Source organism: Microbacterium sp. EST19A (genome assembly GCF_019969685.1).
In the GTDB taxonomy this organism is placed as follows: domain Bacteria; phylum Actinomycetota; class Actinomycetes; order Actinomycetales; family Microbacteriaceae; genus Microbacterium.
The window spans coordinates 960837-978583 of the sequence record NZ_JAHXYZ010000001.1; the positions used below are offsets into that span (position 1 = coordinate 960837).

Below are 17747 nucleotides of genomic sequence, written 5' to 3' on the forward strand. Positions count from 1 at the left end.
CCGCGTCGTTGCGGCGTGGTCGGTCGTGCGGATTCGGTCCTCGGGGTGTCGAGTCGTCAGAAGGGGTACCGGCCGGGGCCGCTGCTCATCGTGGTCAGCCGCACCTCGGTGAAGTCCTCGACGGCGTAGTGCCCGGAGCGACCCCATCCGCTGTCCTTGACACCGCCGACGGGCAGCGCGGCCTCGCTCGCCATGGTCGGGGCGTTGATATGCACGATGCCCGCATCGAACCGCGCGGCCAGATCGAGCCCTCGACCGCGGTCGGCGGTCATGATCGACGCGCTGAGGCCGTACGGAGTCGCCTGCGCGTCGCGCATCGCCGTGTCGGCGTCATCGAACGCCTCGATCACGAGCAGCGGCCCGAAGGTCTCATCGGCACCGGTGCTGCAGATCGCGTCCTTCGGGACGTGCGTGAGGATCGTCGGGGCGTACACCCGCCCTTCGTGGCGGCCGCCCGTCGCCAGCGTCGCGCCGCGGTCGAGGGCGTCCTGCACGCGCGCCTGGATCTGCTCGACCGCCGCATCCGTGATCAACGGACCGATGATCACTGCGGGATCGACGGGATCGCCGAGCGCGAGGCTCTCGACGCGCGCGACGAGTCGCTCCACGAATTCGTCGTGCAGCGACCGGTCGACGTAGACCTTGCGGGCGTTCATGCACACCTGCCCCTGGTGCAGGAAGGCGCCGAAGGTGACGGCCTTGACGGATTCCTCGAGGTCGGCGTCGTCGAGGATCAGCACCGGGTTGAAACCGCCGAGCTCGAGCACCATCCGCTTGAGCGCGCGTCCGGCGCGCTCTCCCAGGATCCGTGCGGTCTTGTCGGAGCCGGTGAAGTTGATGCAGCGCACGTCCGGGCTCTCGAAGAACACTTCGGCGACGGATGCCGCGTCACCCGGGGCGTTCGTGACGACGTTGAACGACCCCGGCGGGAAGCCGGCTTCGGCGAGGATCTCGGCGTGGATGAGTCCGGCCGACATCGGAGCCAGCTCGGACGGCTTGATGACCGTGGTGTTGCCGAACGCCAGGGGCAGGAGGAACGTGCGCCAGGCCAGATAGAAGGCGCCGTTCCACGGCGTGAAGCCTGCGACGACACCGAGCGGCTTGCGGGTGACGAACGCGGTCCGTCCCGGCACATCGCTGCGCAGCACGTCACCCGCGGGCAGGTAGCCCCACCCCGCCGCCTGACGGAGCATCGCCGACGACAGTCTGATCTGGAACGACGAGAACGCCCGGCTCGCGCCGCCCTCGATCGCCATCAGTCGCACGAGCTCGTCGTGCCGCCGGTCGACGATGTCTGCGGCGGCGAGGAACAGCCGCTGCCGCTCGCCCGGCGCCATGCCCGCCCAGGCGGGGAAGGCCCGTGCCGCCGCATCCACCGCCGTCTGCATGTCGGATGCCGACCCGGCCGCCGACTCGGCGACGAGGGAGTCGTCGAGCGGGTTGCGCACATCGAACGTCGGTCCGGATGCGGTCGTCCAGGCGCCGTCGATGAAGTGGGTCGTCACGGAGTGCCGGCCTGCGTCGGGGATGATCGTCATTTCTGTGCTCCTGGATGGACTCTGTCAGGGTGGATCTATCGCGTCACAGACGCAGCAGGGCTTCGGCGTTGCCGTGGGCGATCTTCTCCCGGTCGGCCGCGCCGACGGGTGCCGAGGCCAGGTGCGCCGTCGCCTGCGCACTGCTGCCGAAGGGGTGGTCGACGGAGAACATCACGCGGTCGACGCCGAACGCGGCGAGCGCACACAGCAGCGGGGCGTCGTAGTTGTACCCGGAGGTCGTGAGGAAGAGATTGCGCCGCAGCGTCTCGGCCACCGTCAGCGTCTGGCCGGTGACGACCGGACTGAGCATCGCCTCGATCCGCTCGAGGTGGAAGGGCAGCCCTTCACCCATGTGGCCCACGATGATCTTCAGGTCGGGCAGCTCCTCGAAGACACCGGCCACGACCATTCGCAGCACATGCATCCCGCACTCGGAGTGCCAGCCCCAGCCGGACGTGGCGAGGCAGGCGGCAGCGGCATCCGGAAGTCCGGAGAAGTACGCCTCCTGCACGACGGCGGGCGGCGGAGCCGGATGCAGATAGATCGGCACGTCGAGTCGCGCGGCGGCGGCGAGGATCGGGCGCACCGACGGGTGGTCGAGGAAGACCCCGCGGGTCTGGCCGTGGATCATCGCGCCGACGAACCCGAGCTCCTCCACACAGCGGACGAGCTCGTCGACGGCGGCGTCGGGTTCGGTCATCGGCAGGCTCGCGAAGGCGCGGAACCGGTCGGGGTGCGCCGCCACCGCGGCGGCAAGGCGGTCGTTGAGCTCGGCGCTCCAGCGCACCGACTCGGACGGAGCGAGATCCTGCACGAAGTAGCCGAGGGCGGAGAGCACCTGCACGTCGATCCCGGCATCGTCCATGATCTTCAGACGATCGGCTCCGAGGTCGTCGAGCTGCTCCGCACGCGCACCCGCTCTCGACCCCAGGTCGATGCCGGCGGATGCGACGATGTCGTGCGGGAGCATGTGCTCCTCGATGGCGATGACCTTCATCGGACGACGGCCTCCTGCTGAGGGGTGAGGGCGGGAGCGGGGAAACCCCGCAGGGCGGCATCGAGGACCTCCGCCGGGTCCGACGAACGGATGCCGACGTGGGCGATGTGCTGATCCGGCCGGACGAGCACGGCTTCGGCGTCATGCGTCGCGAGATGCGCGACGGGGATGCCGCGGGCCGCGGCTTCGGCGAGCAGATCCTGCACGTCCTCCGCCCCTCCGATCGCGGTGAACCACGGCCCGAGGAGGTCGTGGATCGGGTGCCCGTCGACCATCCGATGCGGGAGCCGGTTCCCCGCCCCGACGATCGGGGTGTACTCGGCCGGCGTCGGGGCCTGCTCGCGGGATGTCGGGCCGTAGCCGTAGCCGAGCACGAGGCCCGCGCTGTAGAACTCGGGCGACTTGAGGCGCCAGATCGCCGGGCCCAGTTCCCTGCGCGCACTCTCGAAGACCTCACCGGTGGTCATCAGGAGCGGGTTGCTGAGGTCGATCGAGAGCGAGGCCATGTTCGCCGACGACAGGGCGATGGTCTGCTCCTCGACCTGCCGCCGCTCGTGGCCGTAGCTGTCGAGCAGCTCGTCCGGAGCCCAGCCGGCGCACACCGCCGCCAGCTTCCAGCCCAGGTTCACAGCGTCCCCGACACCGGTGTTGAACCCGTGCCCTCCCCAGGGCGGGTTCTGGTGCGCGGCGTCTCCGACGATGAAGAGGCGCCCGCTGCGGTACCGATCGGCGAGGAGCGTGCGTGCGCGCCAGGGGTCGGTGGCGACGATCTCGATGTCGAGGGTCTCGTCGCCGTCGGGCACACCGATGAGCGTCCGGACGATCTCTCGCGCATGCGCCGCATCGGCGACCTCGGGAGTGCCCGTCGAGATCGCCCACCAGGTGCCGTCCTGATCGAGCGGTCCGACGACCCCGGGCGACGCGGGGTTGAGCACCCAGTAGTGGATGGAGTCCGGATGCGGGATGGCGGCGGCCAGCCGGGTGGAACGGAACGTGATGTTGACATTCGGCCGCCCGGCGGGAGCGCCTTCGTAGCGTGCTCCCATCGCTTCGCGCACGAGGCTGCGCGGGCCGTCGGCGCCCACGACCCACTGCGCCCGCAGCGTGCGGCGCTCACCGTCGACGGACTCGATCACGACCTCGGCGTGCGTCGTGCCGTCGACGACCTCGACAGCCCGCCAGCCGAACAGGAGCTCGACCTCGTCCTTCGTCGAGAGGTGGGCGCGCAGCACCTCTTCGACCAGGGGTTGCGTCACCTGCTGGGCGCGCTCCGCCGTCAGCTCGGGGGCAGCGGAGAGCCCGAGGCAGTCGTCGACGTGCGTGATCTCACGCCCCAGTACGGTCTGCACGAATGTGACGCGCTGCGACCAGTCCGCGTGCAGCGGTGCGATCTCGCGCAGGCGGTCTGCGACGCCCCAGCGCCGCAGGTGCTCCATGGTGCGCACCGACGTGGTCTTCGCCCGCGGCCGCGAATGCTCGACGATCGTCCGCGGCTCGATCAGGGTCACGGGCACGCCGTGGAACGCGATCTCCTCGGCCAGGGCCAGCCCCACCGGGCCACCGCCGATGATCAGGACGGGGAGGACTTCCTCAGGCATGTGCGCGAACTCCGGATCTGGTCGTCGTTGACGTTCCGATCCTCCCCCGTCGCCTCCTCGCGGTTGCCGAAGCTTTCAATCAATGGCACCATCACCCCATGACGACGACACGACGCGGTGGTCGACCGCCTTCGGGAGAGCCCGTGCTCGACCGCGCCTTCCGCCTGCTCGACGCCTTCACCGATCAGGAGACGAGCCTCACCCTCACGGCGCTGAGCGAGCGCGCCGCGATCCCGCTCAGCTCCACCTTGCGACTCGCCCAGCACCTGAGCCGTCTCGGCGCCCTCGAACGGCAGCCCGACGGCACGTTCACCGTGGGACTCCGGATGCTGGAGTACGCGGCCCTCTCCCCTCGCGGTCACGGCCTCAGAGCCATCGCTCTGCCGTACATGGAGGACCTGCACCGCGCCACACGCCAGCACGTGCAACTCGCGGTGCGCGACAACGACGAGGGGATCATCATCGAGCGGCTCTCCGCTCCCGGCGCGGGAAGAGTGCTCTACTACGTCGGCGGCAGGGTGCCCCTGCACGGGACCGGTCTCGGCGTCATCCTGCTCGCGCACGCCCGCCCGGAGTTCCAGGAGGCGTACCTGCAGCGGGAGCTGTTCCTCGAGCCCGAGCACCTCCCGATCGTGGCGGCCGAGCTGCGGTCGCAGCTGCGGTCGGTGCGCGCGCTCGGGGTCGCGCACATGACCCGATCGCTGCCCGAGCCGGCGGCATCCGTGGGGGCTCCGGTGTTCGATCGGTCCGGTGCGTGCGTGGCGGCGCTCTCGGTCCTCGGCGCCGACGGATCACTGGACACGCGGATGCTGGAGCCGGCGGTCGTCGCGATCGCCCGGGCCATCAGCCGCGACCTGAGCCGCAGCGGACGCTGACGCTCGACTTCCGATCATTGGCAATCCGCTGGGAGGTCGGGCGGACTCGCGGGTACACAGGACGACAGGCGTCGCCGCTGACGCCCGAGACTCGAGGAAGAGAACCATGACCGCGAACCGCGACCGCCGCCGACCGATCACCCGCCCGGTCTTCCACCACACGACCTTCGCCACGCTGAAGCTCGACGAGATGGTGGAGTTCTACGAGGCGATCGCCGGGCTCGAGCCCGTCTACCACGGCACCGACGGGGCCTGGCTGACCAACGACGAGGCCAACCACCGCATCGCCCTGCTGGCGCTGCCCGAGCTGAAGGAGGCGGTCGACAAGGGTCACACCGTGGGCCTGCACCACACCGCGTTCGAGTACGCCGACTTCCACGCGTGGCTGGACAACTACGAGCGGCTCGTCGAGCGTGGCATCCGCCCCTTCCTCTGCCTCGACCACGGCATGACGATGTCGATGTACTACCAGGACCCCGAGGGCAACGGCGTCGAGATCCAGTTCGACACGTTCGGCAGCTGGACGAAGTCCAAGGAATGGATGTGGGCTTCGCAGGAGTTCGGCGAGAACCCCATCGGCGAGTACTTCGATCCCGACCAGATCGTGGCCGCACGCGAATCCGGCCTCGAGTGGGACGACATCCACCGCCGCACCCGCGCCGGCCACTACATTCCCGAGGTCATCCCGCAGGTGCACCTGCCCGAGCTGTGGTGAGCGCGATCAGGTAGCCCTCGTCTCCCGCCACGCGTCGACGTCACGTCGGTCTGGGTACGACGACTGGGCGCCCATGACCTGGACCGACATCGCTGCGACCGCGGTCGCGAACTCGACGGCGTCGCGGAGGCTGCGTCCGCCGGCGAGTTCGCACGCCGTCGCTCCGACGAACGCATCACCCGCGCCGGTGGTGTCGACGACGTCGACGGGGTGGGACGACACCGTCTCGATGCCGCTCCGATCGCCGAACAGCGCACCGGCGGCGCCGAGGGTGATGATGACCGAGACGACGCCGGCGTCGAGCAGACGCTGCGCGAGTTCTGCGAAAGAGCTGCCGCCGTTGTCATCCAGCAGGATGCGTGCCTCGTGCTCGTTCACCACGAGAGGGTCGCAGACCGACAGCGTGTGTGCCGTCAGTCTCTGCGCCGGTGCGGCGTTCAGCAGAACGCGCACTCCTCGCTCGGCGGCCGCGGCGGCGACGTGCTCGACCGTCTCGATGGGGGACTCCAGGTTCAGCACCAGCACGTCCGCCTGAGACCAGTCCCCCGCCGCGGCCTCGGCGAATGCGATGTCGAGCGCGTGGTTCGCCCCTGGTGATACCACGATCGAGTTCTCCCCGTCGGGGGTCACGAGGATGAGCGCGGTGCCGGTCGGCCGTTCCACGGACGTGACCCCGCTGATGTCCACGCCTGCCTCGAGCAGTCGAGCCCGGATGATGGCAGCGTTCTCATCCGCCCCGACGCAGGCGTGGAACTGCACCTCCGCGCCGGATCGTGCCGCCGACGCCGCCTGGTTCGCGCCCTTCCCTCCGGCGAACAGCCGCAGGTCGGATCCGAGCAGGGTCTCGCCACCGTCGGGTCGGCGCGGCACCTCCACCACGAGATCGGCATTCGCGCTGCCGACGACCGCCACGCGCTTCCTCGGTGAGTCCGGACTCACGCGGTCACCTGAGCCAGCCCCCGCCGAGTACGGGCACGGACGGCCGCGCGCACCCGGAGGGCGGCCACGACGAGCGCGATGATCGTGATCACGTACGGCGTCAGCAGCGCCAGCGACGAGTTCACGCCTCCGAGCGCGAGGCGATCCGCCAGGCCGTCTGCGGCTCCGAAGATGAGGCAGACGATCAGGGTCGGCACCGGCTTCCCCGCCGCGAAGATCACGGCGGCGACCACGATGAACCCTCGGCCCGAGGTCATCCCGGCGGTGAACGACCCGACGGAGGCCATCGCGAGCTGCGCACCGGCGAGACCGCACAGCGCCCCCGACACGATGATCGAGATGAACTTGACCTTGAAGACGCGGATGCCGGCGGCGACCGCTGCCGGCTCGTCCTCGCCGACGGCCCGCAGGTGCACGCCGTACCGAGTGCGGTAGAGGACGAACCAGTACACGGGCACGAGAAGCAGTGCCACCCACACCAGGATCGTGTGATTGTCGAACAGCGGCCCGATCACGGGGATGTCGCCCACGGGCCCGAGGCCGATCTTCGGCAGCACCGACTTGACGTCGCCGGGCGTCACACCGGCGTTGCCGTAGAAGACCGTCAGCAGGAGGACGGTGACACCGATCGCGAGCAGGTTGATGCCGATGCCGACGACGATGTAGTCCGCCTTGAAGACGAGCGACGCGATCGCGTAGATGAGAGCGAGCAGCACACCCGCTCCGAGGGCCGCGATGACGCCGATGAACGGAGTGGTGACCGCGCCGACGGCGATCCCGGCGAAAGCACCGACCAGCATCAGGCCTTCCAGGCCGATGTTCAGGATGTTGCCGACCTGGGTGAGGCCGCCGCCGAGAGCGGCGAGGAGGATGGGCGCGGTCTTGGCGAGGATGACGGCCAGCGTGCCCACCGTCAGGATCTGGGCGAGGATCTCGTTCATTTCGATGCACCCTTCGTGGTGGCGATCGGATCGGCGGATGCCGTGGCGGCGGGGAGTCTCCGACGCCTGCGGAGGTTGACCGCGAACGTCGCGGTGATGGCGATCACGATCAGGCCCTGCAGGACGCTGATCATCGGGAACGGGACCCCGACCGACTGGATGCCTGTGCCGCCGGCCATCATCGTGGCGTAGAAGAGGGCCGCGACGAGGGATGCCCACGGGTTGAGCCGGGCCAGCAGAGCGACCGTGATCGCGAGGAAGGCGAAACCTGGAGAGAACGCCTGCAGGAAGCGTCCGCCGTTGGGGCCGATCACGAACAGCGCCCCCGCGATCCCCGCGACCGCGCCGCTGAGCGACATCACCTGCAGGGCCATCCGCTTCGACGACGTGCCGATGTAGTCGGCGAAGCGATTGAGCTCACCGAGTTCCTTGACCCGCAGACCCCACGTCGTGCGGTTGAGCACGAATCCGAGGATCACGGCGATGGCCAGGGCGATGAGAAGGTCGGGCGCGAAGCCGAACGCGGGATCGAACACGGGCAGCAGGGCGGAGGGCAGCACACGCGGCGAGCCGGCGAGCGTGGCGGTCGGGTCGGCGAAGGGACCCGTCACGAGGAAGCTCGTGACCAGGAGCGCGACCTGCGACAGGAGCAGGGTGATCACGACGACGTCGACCTTGAGGAAGCCGGTGAGGAAGCCGGGGATCAGACCCCACAGTCCTCCGGCAGCCGCTCCGAAGACCAGCACCAGGGCGACGTGCACGATAGGCGGCAGGCCCTGGAACGTGAATCCCGCGTACGCGCCGGCGAAGGCCCCGAAGTACAGCTGGCCCTCACCGCCGATGTTGAAGAACCCGGCGCGGAAGGAGATGATCGTCCCCGCCGACATGATGGCCAGCGGCACGAACATCGCGATGATGCTGCCGATGCCGAACGGGGTGCGCCACGCGGAGGTGAAGAGCTCGATGTAGGCGGTGATCGGGTTCTGCCCGATCACGAGGATGATGACGGCTCCGATGATGAGCGCCGCGAGCACGGCGAAGACGGGTTGCAGCGCACTGGTGAACGTCTTCGAGGCGAACGCCGAGAGCGTCGCGCCGATGCTCTTCCGCGAGGTCTCGACGGCCACCGTCTTCGGCAGCACGACCGACGTGGTCGTCAGCTCGTCCACGCGCGCGATGTCGGCCGAGGCGTCGGCGAGGTGCGTGCCGCTCGCCTCGAGCTCGCGCGAGACGCGTTCGCGTTCGGCTTCCGCTTCGCGCAGGGCGTCTTCGGTGGGTGCCGCCCCGGCCATCGCGAGTCCGACGGCGAGCTCGGTCATGTTGTCCTGGGTGAACTCGGCGATGACCTCTCCGCGGTACATCACGAGAAGCCGATCGGAGAGGCTCATCACCTCGTTGAGGTCGGCCGAGAACAGCAGCACCCCGGCGCCCTTGTCGCGCAGCGCCACGATCGAGTTGTGCACGAACTCCATGGCACCCACGTCCACCCCGCGGGTGGGCTGCGAGATCATCAGCAGCGCCGGGTCGGACTCGAACTCGCGGGCGATGATGACCTTCTGCATGTTGCCGCCGGAGAGGGATCCGATCGGCGTCTCGGGCTGCGCACCGCGCACGTCGAACTTCGCGATCAGCCGTGCCGCCTCGGAGCGGATCGCGTCGAGCGAGAGCCACCCGCGACGGGCGATCGGCGGCCGCAGGTGTCCGGCCGCGATGTTCTCCGCGATGCTCAGCGTCGGAGCCGCTCCCTCCTCGTGCCGGTCTTCGGGGATGTAGGAGAGTCCGCGCGCTCGACGCTCGGCCACGGACGCCGCCGTCACGTCGTTTCCGGCGATCGACACGCGTCCGCGGGGCGGGAGGTACATGCCCGCGACGGCTGCCGCGAGTTCGGACTGCCCGTTCCCCTCGACACCCGCGATGCCGACGATCTCGCCGGCGCGGACGGTGAGTGAGAGGTTCTTGACGGCGACCGCACCCCGCTGGTCGATCGCCGAGAGGTCGTCGACGCGGAGCACCTCCTGCGCGGGGTTGGACGGCGTGTGCTTGATGCGGAGCAGCACCTCGCGCCCGACCATCATCGAGGCGATGTCGCTCTGGCTGAGACCCTCCGCCGACCTGCTGCCGACGACCTCTCCGTCGCGGATGACGGTGATCTCGTCGGCGATCGCGAGGACCTCGCCGAGCTTGTGCGAGATGAAGACGACGGCGCAGCCCTGCGCTGCGAGCCGCCGCACGACGACGAAGAGCTCGTCGGTCTCGGACGGGGTCAACACCGCGGTCGGCTCGTCGAGGATCAGCAGACGCGTGTCGTGCGACAGAGCCTTCACGATCTCGACGCGCTGGCGTTCGCCGACCGAGAGATCCTGCACCCGATCGCGGGGGTCGAGCTCGAGCCCCAGTTCGGCGGTGAGAGCGGCGACGCGTTTCTCCATCGCTCGACGGTCGAGCACACCGGGCCCGCTGCTCATCTCGTTCCCGAGGAAGATGTTCGACGCGACGCTGAGCGACGGCACCAGTTTGAAATGCTGATGCACCATGCCGATACCGAGCGCGTCGGCCTTCTTCGGATCCGTGACGACCACCGGCTCGCCATCGACGATGATCTCGCCGGAGTCCGGCTGAAGATTGCCGGAGATCATGTTCATCAGCGTGGACTTGCCCGCGCCGTTCTCCCCGACGATCGCGTGCACGGTTCCGGGCCGGATGCGGAGCGAGACGTCGCGATTGGCGACCTTGGTGCCGAACGTCTTCGTGATGCCGCGGAGCTCGAGTATCGGGCGATCCATGATTCTCTCCTTCGAGTTCGTGGTGGGTGGCGAGAGCCCGAAGACCCTCGCCACCGCCGAGCGCTAGAAGCCGCTCGGAACTTCGATCTCGCCGTCGACGACCTTCTGCTTGTAGTCGTCGATGGCCTGGATGACCGCGTCGGGCACGATGCCCTCGTTGTCGTCGAAGGTCAGGCCGACGCCGTCATTGGCCAGACCGAACTCCGTCGTCTTGCCGTAGGCGAGCGTGCCGGCTTCGTCGTCTTCGACCGCCTGCACGATGGATGCTCCGACGTGCTTGAGCATCGACGCGAGGATGTGGCCCTTCTGCAGCGCATTCTGATTGCTGTCGACGCCGATCGCGTACTTGTCGGCATCCGCTGCGGCCTGGAGCACGCCGACACCGGCGCCGCCGGCGACCTGATAGACGACGTCCGCACCCTGGTCGAACATCGCCTTCGCCTGGTCGTATCCCTTGGCGGAGTCGCTGAACGAGCCCACGTAGCTGACCAGGACCTCGACGCTCGGGTCGACCGCCTCTGCTCCGGCTCGGAAGCCCGCGGCGAAGTCGTTGATGACCGGGATGTCCATGCCGCCGACCAGGCCGATCTTCTTGCTGCCGTCCGCGAGCGGGAAGTCCTCCGTCTGCGTCGTGGCCAACGCCGCGAGCACGCCGGCGAGGAACGACCCCTCGTTCTGCTTGTAGGTGAGGGACGCGACGTTCGGGGCGTCGATCACGCCGTCGTAGAAGATGTAGTGCTGGTCGGGGAACTTCGGCGCGACCTCGGTGATCGTGTCGGATGCCGTCGAGCTGCCGATCACGACGACGTCGTTCTGACCGGTCGAGACCGACTGCAGGTTGGCCTTCCACTGGGCGGGGTTGTTCGCGTCGCCCTGAAGGGTCGTGGCCGTGTAGCCGTCGGACTTCAGCTGCGCGATGCCGCTCTCGGCGTCGTCGTAGAAGCTCTGGTCGCCGAGCGCGCCCGGGACGACGTTGGCGACCGAGCGTGCTCCGTCGTCTTCGCCTCCGTCCTCGCTGCTCGGGGAGCTGCACGCGCTCATGCTCAATGCGAGCACGGCAGCCGCGGCGATGAGGCTGTACCGCTTGATGTTCATGGACTTTCCCTTCGGGTGGGTGGTGCTGTGGTGGGTGAGGAGTGCGTGGGTCGAGGTCAGACCTTGGCGGCGGTGAGGCGCTCGGTGGAGTCGACGATGAGGTCGGCGAAGCGCTGCCAGTCGAGACTGATGGCGACATCCGTGCGGTAGTCGACCTGCTCGCTCGCTGTTCCGCCGAAGTGGCGCATGCCGGAGGCGCTTTCGAAGTTCGCGACGGTCTGCCCCTTGGTCCATCGGCCTTCGAGCTCGACGCGCACGTCGGCCTTCTCGACGGTGATGATCGACGGATCGATCACGGCGGCGACGCAGCAGGCGTCGTGGATCGCCGGGTACGGGATGTCGAGCAGACCGTTGTGGGTGGTGTGCACGAAGTCCCAGGTGTCGAGGATGAACTGACTGATGTCTCCGCCGATCGCGCGGACCCTCTCCTGGAGCTCCGGGGTGGCGAGGGCCTGGTGCTGCGTGAGGTCGAGGCCGATCATCGTGACGTGCCAGCCCGCGGTGAACACGATGTGCGCGGCCTCGGGATCGGCATAGATGTTGAACTCGGCAGCGGGAGTGATGTTGCCGCGCGTGTAGGCCCCGCCCATGACGATGACCTGCTTGACGCGGTCGATGATGCGCGGCTCCTTGCGAGCGGCCAGAGCAATGTTCGTGTACGGGCCGACGGGCACGAGGGTCACCGTGCCGGGCTCGTGCGCCATGACCGTCTCGATGATGAAGTCGACGGCGTGCCGGGGGTCGAGATCGAACGATGCCGGCGGCAGGTACGGTCCGTCGAGGCCGGTCTCGCCGTGGATCGCGTCCGCGATGATCTGGTCGATGAGGATCGGCCGCTCGGAGCCTCGGGCCACCGGCACCCGGATGCCGAAGGCCGTGCAGACCGACAGGGCGTTGCGGGTGACGTTGTCGACCGTGTGGTTGCCCGAGACGGTGGTGATGCCGAGCAGATCGATCTCCGGGCTCGCGGCGGCCAGCAGGATGGCGATCGCGTCATCGTGTCCGGGATCGCAGTCCAGGATGATCTTCTCCATGTCACTCCTTCGTGTGCAAGCTGTTTCTCAGACTGAGAAACGATTTACGCTGCGTTTCACCCATGGAACGACGAACGAAGGGGAGTGTCAAGGGCGTTATCGAGCTGTGACAGATGTGCGTAAACGATTGCTCATCTTCGTCGAAGGACGCGGTGAAGAGGGCCGCCCGACGGGTCGGGGGTCAACGGAGAGCGGTGACGGCGTCTTCTACGAGGTGCCAGAACCTCTTGACGTCCAGCTCGAGCGCGACCGTCGCGTTCTTCGGACGATGCGCGAGCTCCAGGAGATCGACGACCGTCGCGCCGCGCGTGTGCTCGCCGGTCAGTTCGATATCGATCCGGGCTTGACGCACCGTCGCGACCGCAGGATCGATGATCAGCGCGATCGTGATCGGGTCATGCAGCGGGCCGTCCGGCATGTCGCCGAAAGCGTCATACGTCGAGCAGAACTGCTCGAGCAGGTCGGCGCCGAAGAGACCGGTCGCGTTCCCGATGCCCCGGATCCTGGCACGCACCTCGCGAGTGATCAGCGCCTGATGCGAGATGTTGAGCCCGACCATCGTGAAGGGGATCCCGGATCTCAGCACCACATCGACGGCTTCGGGATCGGTCGAGGCGTTGAACTCCCCGTAGGCGGAAACGTTGCCACGAGCGGTGGATCCGCCCATCCAGACGATGCGCGCGATCCGCTCCATCAGGTCGGGGTGGCGCTCGATCACGAGCGCGATGTTCGTGAGCGGGCCGGTCGCCGCGATGGTCACGGGCTGCTCCGCAGCCCGCAGCACGTCACGGATGAGCTCCGTCGCGTCACGGTCGTCGAGAGCCATCGCCGGCTCCGGGAGTTCGACGCCGCCCAGCGCGTTCGACCCGTGGATCCAGTCGGCGGTCTTGAGCTCCTGGGCGAGGGGGCCGGCGGCGCCGCGCGCGATCGGCACGTCGAGCACACCCGCGATCGTGCACGCCACCCGCGCATTGAGAGACGTGTGCTCGATGGCCCCGTTGCCGGCCACGGTGGTGATCGCGCGCAGATCGATCGACGGATCTGCCGCAGCCAGCCAGATGGCGAACACGTCGTCGTAGCCGGGGTCGCAGTCGAGGATGACGGGCGTGGGCATCGTGAACCCTTCTGCTAATCTTCGTGTAATCGTTTACTTGAGATCCGATTTTACATCCGGATTCGTCCGCGGGCGGCGGTTGTCGAGACAGGAGATGCCGTGAAGTCGAATGTGACCCTCTCCGATGTCGCCGCAGGCGCCGGGGTATCGATCGCCACGGCATCCCGAGCGCTCGCCGGCAAACCGCGCGTATCCCGGGAGATGGTGGACAGGGTGCGGGCCGTCGCCGCGGAGCTCGGCTACCGCGTCGATCCGATCGCCCGGGCACTCCGCGACGGATCGAGCCGTCTCGTCGGGATGATCGTCCCGGTGATCAGCATCCCGTTCTATGCGCAGCTGATCGACGCCGTCGAGGAAGAGCTCAGTCGCGCCGGCTTCGAGCTGCTCCTCGCCGACTCCCATGGATTCGTGGACGAGGAGGTGCGGCGGCTGCGGGTTCTCGGCGATCGCCGTGTCGACGGCATCCTGATCGTCTCCTCGGATCGCACGGCGTCGATGCCGTCGATCTCCAATGTGCCCGACGACATCCCCGTCGTCACGGTCGATCGCGCGCTGGACAAGCCGATCGCCGATTTCGTCGGGGTCGACAACGAGCTCGGCATCCAGCTGCTGTTCGAGCACCTCGTCGAGCAGGGAGTGACCTCGGTCGGCTACGCCGGAACCGACGACGCGACCACGAGCGGCGTCGAGCGCTGGCAGAGCTTCCACCGGCTCGCCCGACGACACGACATCGAGGTGGGCGCGACATTCCGCGGCGAGTTCAGCGTCGAGAACGGCGTCGCCGCGGCCGACCACATCCTCAACGCCGGGCCGCTGCCCGACGCGATCATCGCGGGGTCCGATCAGATCGCGGTCGGCCTCGTGTCGCGGCTCCGGGAGCGCGGCCATGACGTCCCTCGCGATGTGCTCGTCACCGGCTTCGACGGCGGCGAGCTCTCTCGGGTCTTCTGGCCGACGCTCACGACCGTGGTCCAGCCCCTCTCATCGATCGCGGCGGATGCCGTCGCCGTGCTGGTCGACCGGATCCAGGGCGGGACCGGAGCCCTGCGCCGCAACCGCCTCGCGCCCGAGCTGCAGCTCGGCGGATCGACATCGCGGGAGTCCGCGCGCGACTGATCGCGCCGCCAACTACGCGCCGGCACTCACATCCACTTGCTGCGCTTGAAGACCCAATACAGAATCGCCGCGAACGCCACCATGGATCCGATCGCCAGGGGATATCCGAACGTCCAGTGCAGTTCGGGCATGTTGTCGAAGTTCATTCCGTAAATCGCGCCGATCAGCGTCGGTGCGAAGAGGATCGCAGCCCACCCCGAGATCTTCTTCATGTCCTCGTTCTGCCGCTGCGCGACGAGCGTCGAGTTCACGCTGAGGATCTGCGAGAGCGACTCACGGTACTCGCCGACCTTCGTATGCGTGCGGGTCAGGTGGTCCGAAACGTCCTCGAGGTAGACCTGCAGCTGATCGGGGATCTCGTACTTGCCGAACCCGGCCGAGAGAGCTTCGAGCACCTCGGTCATCGATGAGGTCGTGTGCTGCATGTCGATGACCTCCTGACTGAGGCGATAGATGCGTTCCGCGACCGCGGCGTCTCCACTGAAGACCTGGCGCTCGATCTGCTCCTTGTCGACGGCGAGCCCGTGGAGCACCGGAACGTACCCGTCGACGATCGCATCCAGAAGGCGGTAGACGACCGCTTCGGGGCCCAGTCGCAGCAGGTTCTCGTCGGCGAGGAGAGTGCGCTCCCTGCGGGTGGAGCTCATCACCTCCTCCTCGTCGAAGTCGGTGCCGTCGGTGCCGTCGATCCACCGCTTGTCCTGGCAGAGCACGGCCACGGCGCCCGGCCGGACGAGCATGTGGAACTCGGCGAAGTCGATGTCCTCGTCCTCGTCGATGTACCGAGCCGACCGCACGACGAGGAAGAGCACGTCGCCATAGCGGTCGACCTTCGGCCGCTGGTGCGCATGCAGCAGATCCTCGCGGAGGAGCGGATGCAGCTCCCAGGCATCGGCCAGCTCGGTGATCGCGTCGGGCGTCGGCGCCGGGTAGAAGAGCATCGTCATGCGATCGTCGGCGCCGCTCGCGAACTGCAGCCCGTCAGCGACGGTGGCTTCCTGCGGCGCGACCGCGGGATGCCCGTCGGTGACGTAGCGCATGAGGTGCGGCACGTCGGCCGGGGCCTGCACCGCCGTCGCCGCGCGACGACGCAGAGGCGCCAGACGGCGAGGAGCCGCTGTGCTCTTGTTCTCCTGTGTCACCACGCACCCCTTCTCCGAGCTGATGCTCTGCCCAGACTATGCCCGGCTCATCCCGCCTGCACGGGAAGCTGCAGGTACGACGCGTGCGCGCCTCCGGTGTGGATCACGTGCTCGCCGCTGTTCTCACCCACGTACTCCTCGATCGCCGGCATCAGCGTGCCCAGCAGGTTCGCCGAACTGATGATGAATCGCAGCTGCTCGCCGGGGTGGAAGGCGAGACCGACGGGGAAGAGGTCGATCTCGATCTCGACGATCTCCCCGGGGGACAGCTTCTCGATGCGGTCGAACGTGTGCGCGGGCACATCGTCGGTGGAGAGCACCGCATCGAGGTGTCGGGCCGAGACGCGCAGGCGTCCGTCCGCCCCCTTGTACTTGAGGATCGTGGCCCCGTGATCGGTCAGGTCGTGCGCCATCGCGCTCTGGTTGGGCACGGTGAATGCGGCGAGCGGCGTGCCGTATCGGTCGAGCTTCTGCACCAGCACGAACAGGTCCATGTCGTCGGAGCCCCTCGCCTCGACCCACAGGTGCGCCTTCGGGTAGCCGACGAGCACCGTCTCCTCCTCGAACCGCGTGAGGAAGGACACGGCGTTCGGGTTCGACGCGACCGCGTATGACACCGGCACCTCGTCGTCCGGCGCCTCGGTCACCAGCATCCGTCGACGCCCGTCCAGGTAGAACCTGGTGGAGGTGACATCCGCGGGCGGGAACGAGTCCGCTTCGATCTCGATGCGGTCGCCGCCGGCGAGGTCGAGCACGGAGTACCGCACCCGGGCGGTCTGCGTCCAGTCGTTGTCGACGCCCTTGAGGTAGTGATCGAAGAAGCGCCGCAGGTCTTCCACGTTCCGCTCCTCGTAGTAGTCGGGCCATTCCTGCGTGTTGTGGATGCGCAGCCACTTCTCGTCGGAGGCGATGCGGCGCCAGGCGCGGAAGGTGCCGGCGGTGTGCAGGGTGTTCGAGTAGCTCGCGACGATGTAGGCGGGAACGGTGATGCGGTCGAACGCCGGGATCTTGTCCTCCCACAGCTCGTTCATGAGCGGGTACTCCTCGACCTCGCGCAGGATGTCCTCCTTGCGGTTCTTGCCGAAGAAGCTGCCCTCCTGCAGCTGGCGGGCGAAGCCGATATCGGGCATCCCGCCCCGCTTGACGAGGTCGCGGTAGACGTCGCTCACGCCCTCCCAGGGGTTGATGGCGGCGAGGTGCGGCGGCTGCTCGGCGGCCGCGAACCACTGCGAGACGGCGAGGTACGAGGTGCCGCTCATGCCGACCTTGCCGCTGCACCACTCCTGCTCGGCGAGCCACTCGATCACGTCATAGGCGTCGAGACCGTCCTGCCGGTCCCACAGCACGCTGTCGCCCTCGGAGTCGACGACGCCGCGGATGTCGGGGTTGCAGATCGCGTACCCCTGGGCCACCCAGTAGGCGGGGTCGGCCGCTTCGAACTTCTCGAGTCCGGAGACGATGGAGTTCGGAAGTCCGACGAGGCCGAAGACGCCCTTGACGCTCATCGAGGTGCCCTGCCCCTTGCCGTACGGGCTCCACGCGACGATCACGGGGACCGGCTCGTCGGTGACAGGACGGAAGATGTCCGCATGGATCGTCACGCCGTCCCGCAGCGTGATGGCGACGTCCTTGTCGAACACGACGTCGACAGGCAGCGGCCGGAACTGCGGGGCAATCTGGAAGCCTGCCTCGAGCACGCGGGTTCCCTGTTCGAACGGCGTGAGGATGCCGGTGCGCGGTGCGGGCAGCGGGCCGGATGCCGTGTAGATCTTCTTGTCCTGGCTCATGATGGGCTCCTTCTGTCTCGTCCGGGGCGGTCCGAACCCTCGGTGCGCCTGCCGGTCGACATTCATCATACAG

Annotated in this window: 14 protein-coding genes; 3 read left to right on the plus strand and 11 right to left on the minus strand. The window is 68.2% G+C overall.

All coding sequences use genetic code 11. The features are described 5' to 3' along the window. Positions 1-56: 56 nt before the first annotated feature. Genes LC452_RS04770 through LC452_RS04780 form a run of 3 tightly spaced genes read right to left on the minus strand, consistent with a single transcriptional unit; the run spans position 57 to position 4133 of the window. Positions 57-1538, minus strand: coding sequence for an aldehyde dehydrogenase family protein (locus tag LC452_RS04770; protein WP_223622883.1), 1482 nt, complete (start codon positions 1536-1538; stop codon positions 57-59). Between the two features lie 43 nt (positions 1539-1581). Next, the gene (locus LC452_RS04775; protein WP_223622884.1) at positions 1582-2535 is read right to left on the minus strand and encodes an amidohydrolase family protein; all 954 of its coding nucleotides are present in this window, start codon (positions 2533-2535) and stop codon (positions 1582-1584) included. Further along, positions 2532-4133, minus strand: a complete 1602-nt coding sequence (locus tag LC452_RS04780; protein ID WP_223622885.1) for an FAD-dependent monooxygenase — start codon at positions 4131-4133, stop codon at positions 2532-2534. The genes LC452_RS04775 and LC452_RS04780 overlap by 4 nt, the downstream gene beginning before the upstream one ends. Positions 4134-4231: 98 nt before the next feature. On the opposite strand from LC452_RS04780, the gene LC452_RS04785 reads away from it, so the two are divergent. Both LC452_RS04785 and LC452_RS04790 read left to right on the plus strand, forming a co-directional pair. After that, complete coding sequence (locus LC452_RS04785; RefSeq protein WP_223622886.1) at positions 4232-5008, plus strand: IclR family transcriptional regulator; 777 nt, start codon at positions 4232-4234, stop codon at positions 5006-5008. A 106-nt stretch (positions 5009-5114) separates the two neighbouring features. Next, positions 5115-5723, plus strand: a complete 609-nt coding sequence (locus LC452_RS04790; RefSeq protein WP_223622887.1) for a VOC family protein — start codon at positions 5115-5117, stop codon at positions 5721-5723. A gap of 6 nt (positions 5724-5729) precedes the next feature. Here LC452_RS04790 and LC452_RS04795 read toward each other — a convergent pair whose 3' ends face one another. From LC452_RS04795 to LC452_RS04820, 6 genes are all read right to left on the minus strand, one after another. Beyond that, positions 5730-6635, minus strand: coding sequence for a ribokinase (locus LC452_RS04795; RefSeq protein WP_308116464.1), 906 nt, complete (start codon positions 6633-6635; stop codon positions 5730-5732). A 23-nt stretch (positions 6636-6658) separates the two neighbouring features. Next, positions 6659-7603 carry an ABC transporter permease gene (locus tag LC452_RS04800; RefSeq protein WP_223622889.1) on the minus strand — a complete coding sequence of 315 codons (945 nt, stop codon included), beginning with the start codon at positions 7601-7603 and terminating at the stop codon, positions 6659-6661. After that, positions 7600-10386, minus strand: coding sequence for an ATP-binding cassette domain-containing protein (locus LC452_RS04805; RefSeq protein ID WP_223622890.1), 2787 nt, complete (start codon positions 10384-10386; stop codon positions 7600-7602). Before LC452_RS04805 ends, LC452_RS04800 begins: the two co-directional genes overlap by 4 nt. Positions 10387-10449: 63 nt before the next feature. Beyond that, on the minus strand, positions 10450-11481 hold the full coding sequence (locus tag LC452_RS04810) for a BMP family protein (RefSeq protein ID WP_223622891.1): 1032 nt from the start codon (positions 11479-11481) through the stop codon (positions 10450-10452). A 56-nt stretch (positions 11482-11537) separates the two neighbouring features. Then, complete coding sequence (locus LC452_RS04815; protein WP_223622892.1) at positions 11538-12515, minus strand: nucleoside hydrolase; 978 nt, start codon at positions 12513-12515, stop codon at positions 11538-11540. Between the two features lie 181 nt (positions 12516-12696). Further along, on the minus strand, positions 12697-13629 hold the full coding sequence (locus LC452_RS04820) for a nucleoside hydrolase (protein ID WP_223622893.1): 933 nt from the start codon (positions 13627-13629) through the stop codon (positions 12697-12699). A gap of 99 nt (positions 13630-13728) precedes the next feature. Between LC452_RS04820 and LC452_RS04825 the strand changes: the two genes are divergently transcribed. Further along, positions 13729-14745: a LacI family DNA-binding transcriptional regulator gene (locus tag LC452_RS04825; protein WP_223622894.1), complete on the plus strand. Its 1017-nt coding sequence runs from the start codon at positions 13729-13731 to the stop codon at positions 14743-14745. A 26-nt stretch (positions 14746-14771) separates the two neighbouring features. Here the strand turns inward: LC452_RS04825 and LC452_RS04830 are convergent, their stop codons facing one another. Further along, positions 14772-15887, minus strand: a complete 1116-nt coding sequence (locus LC452_RS04830) for a magnesium and cobalt transport protein CorA (protein WP_223622895.1) — start codon at positions 15885-15887, stop codon at positions 14772-14774. A gap of 47 nt (positions 15888-15934) precedes the next feature. Then, complete coding sequence (locus tag LC452_RS04835; protein WP_223622896.1) at positions 15935-17674, minus strand: CocE/NonD family hydrolase; 1740 nt, start codon at positions 17672-17674, stop codon at positions 15935-15937. Positions 17675-17747: the final 73 nt, after the last annotated feature.

Bases quoted from the DNA above. Each gene is read 5' to 3' on its own strand.
- LC452_RS04770 (WP_223622883.1), bottom strand. From the start codon at position 1,538: ATGACGATCATCCCCGACGCAGGCCGGCACTCCGTGACGACCCACTTC.
- LC452_RS04775 (WP_223622884.1), bottom strand. From the start codon at position 2,535: ATGAAGGTCATCGCCATCGAGGAGCACATGCTCCCGCACGACATCGTC.
- LC452_RS04780 (WP_223622885.1), bottom strand. From the start codon at position 4,133: ATGCCTGAGGAAGTCCTCCCCGTCCTGATCATCGGCGGTGGCCCGGTG.
- LC452_RS04785 (WP_223622886.1), top strand. From the start codon at position 4,232: ATGACGACGACACGACGCGGTGGTCGACCGCCTTCGGGAGAGCCCGTG.
- LC452_RS04790 (WP_223622887.1), top strand. From the start codon at position 5,115: ATGACCGCGAACCGCGACCGCCGCCGACCGATCACCCGCCCGGTCTTC.
- LC452_RS04800 (WP_223622889.1), bottom strand. From the start codon at position 7,603: ATGAACGAGATCCTCGCCCAGATCCTGACGGTGGGCACGCTGGCCGTC.
- LC452_RS04805 (WP_223622890.1), bottom strand. From the start codon at position 10,386: ATGGATCGCCCGATACTCGAGCTCCGCGGCATCACGAAGACGTTCGGC.
- LC452_RS04810 (WP_223622891.1), bottom strand. From the start codon at position 11,481: ATGAACATCAAGCGGTACAGCCTCATCGCCGCGGCTGCCGTGCTCGCA.
- LC452_RS04815 (WP_223622892.1), bottom strand. From the start codon at position 12,515: ATGGAGAAGATCATCCTGGACTGCGATCCCGGACACGATGACGCGATC.
- LC452_RS04820 (WP_223622893.1), bottom strand. From the start codon at position 13,629: ATGCCCACGCCCGTCATCCTCGACTGCGACCCCGGCTACGACGACGTG.
- LC452_RS04835 (WP_223622896.1), bottom strand. From the start codon at position 17,674: ATGAGCCAGGACAAGAAGATCTACACGGCATCCGGCCCGCTGCCCGCA.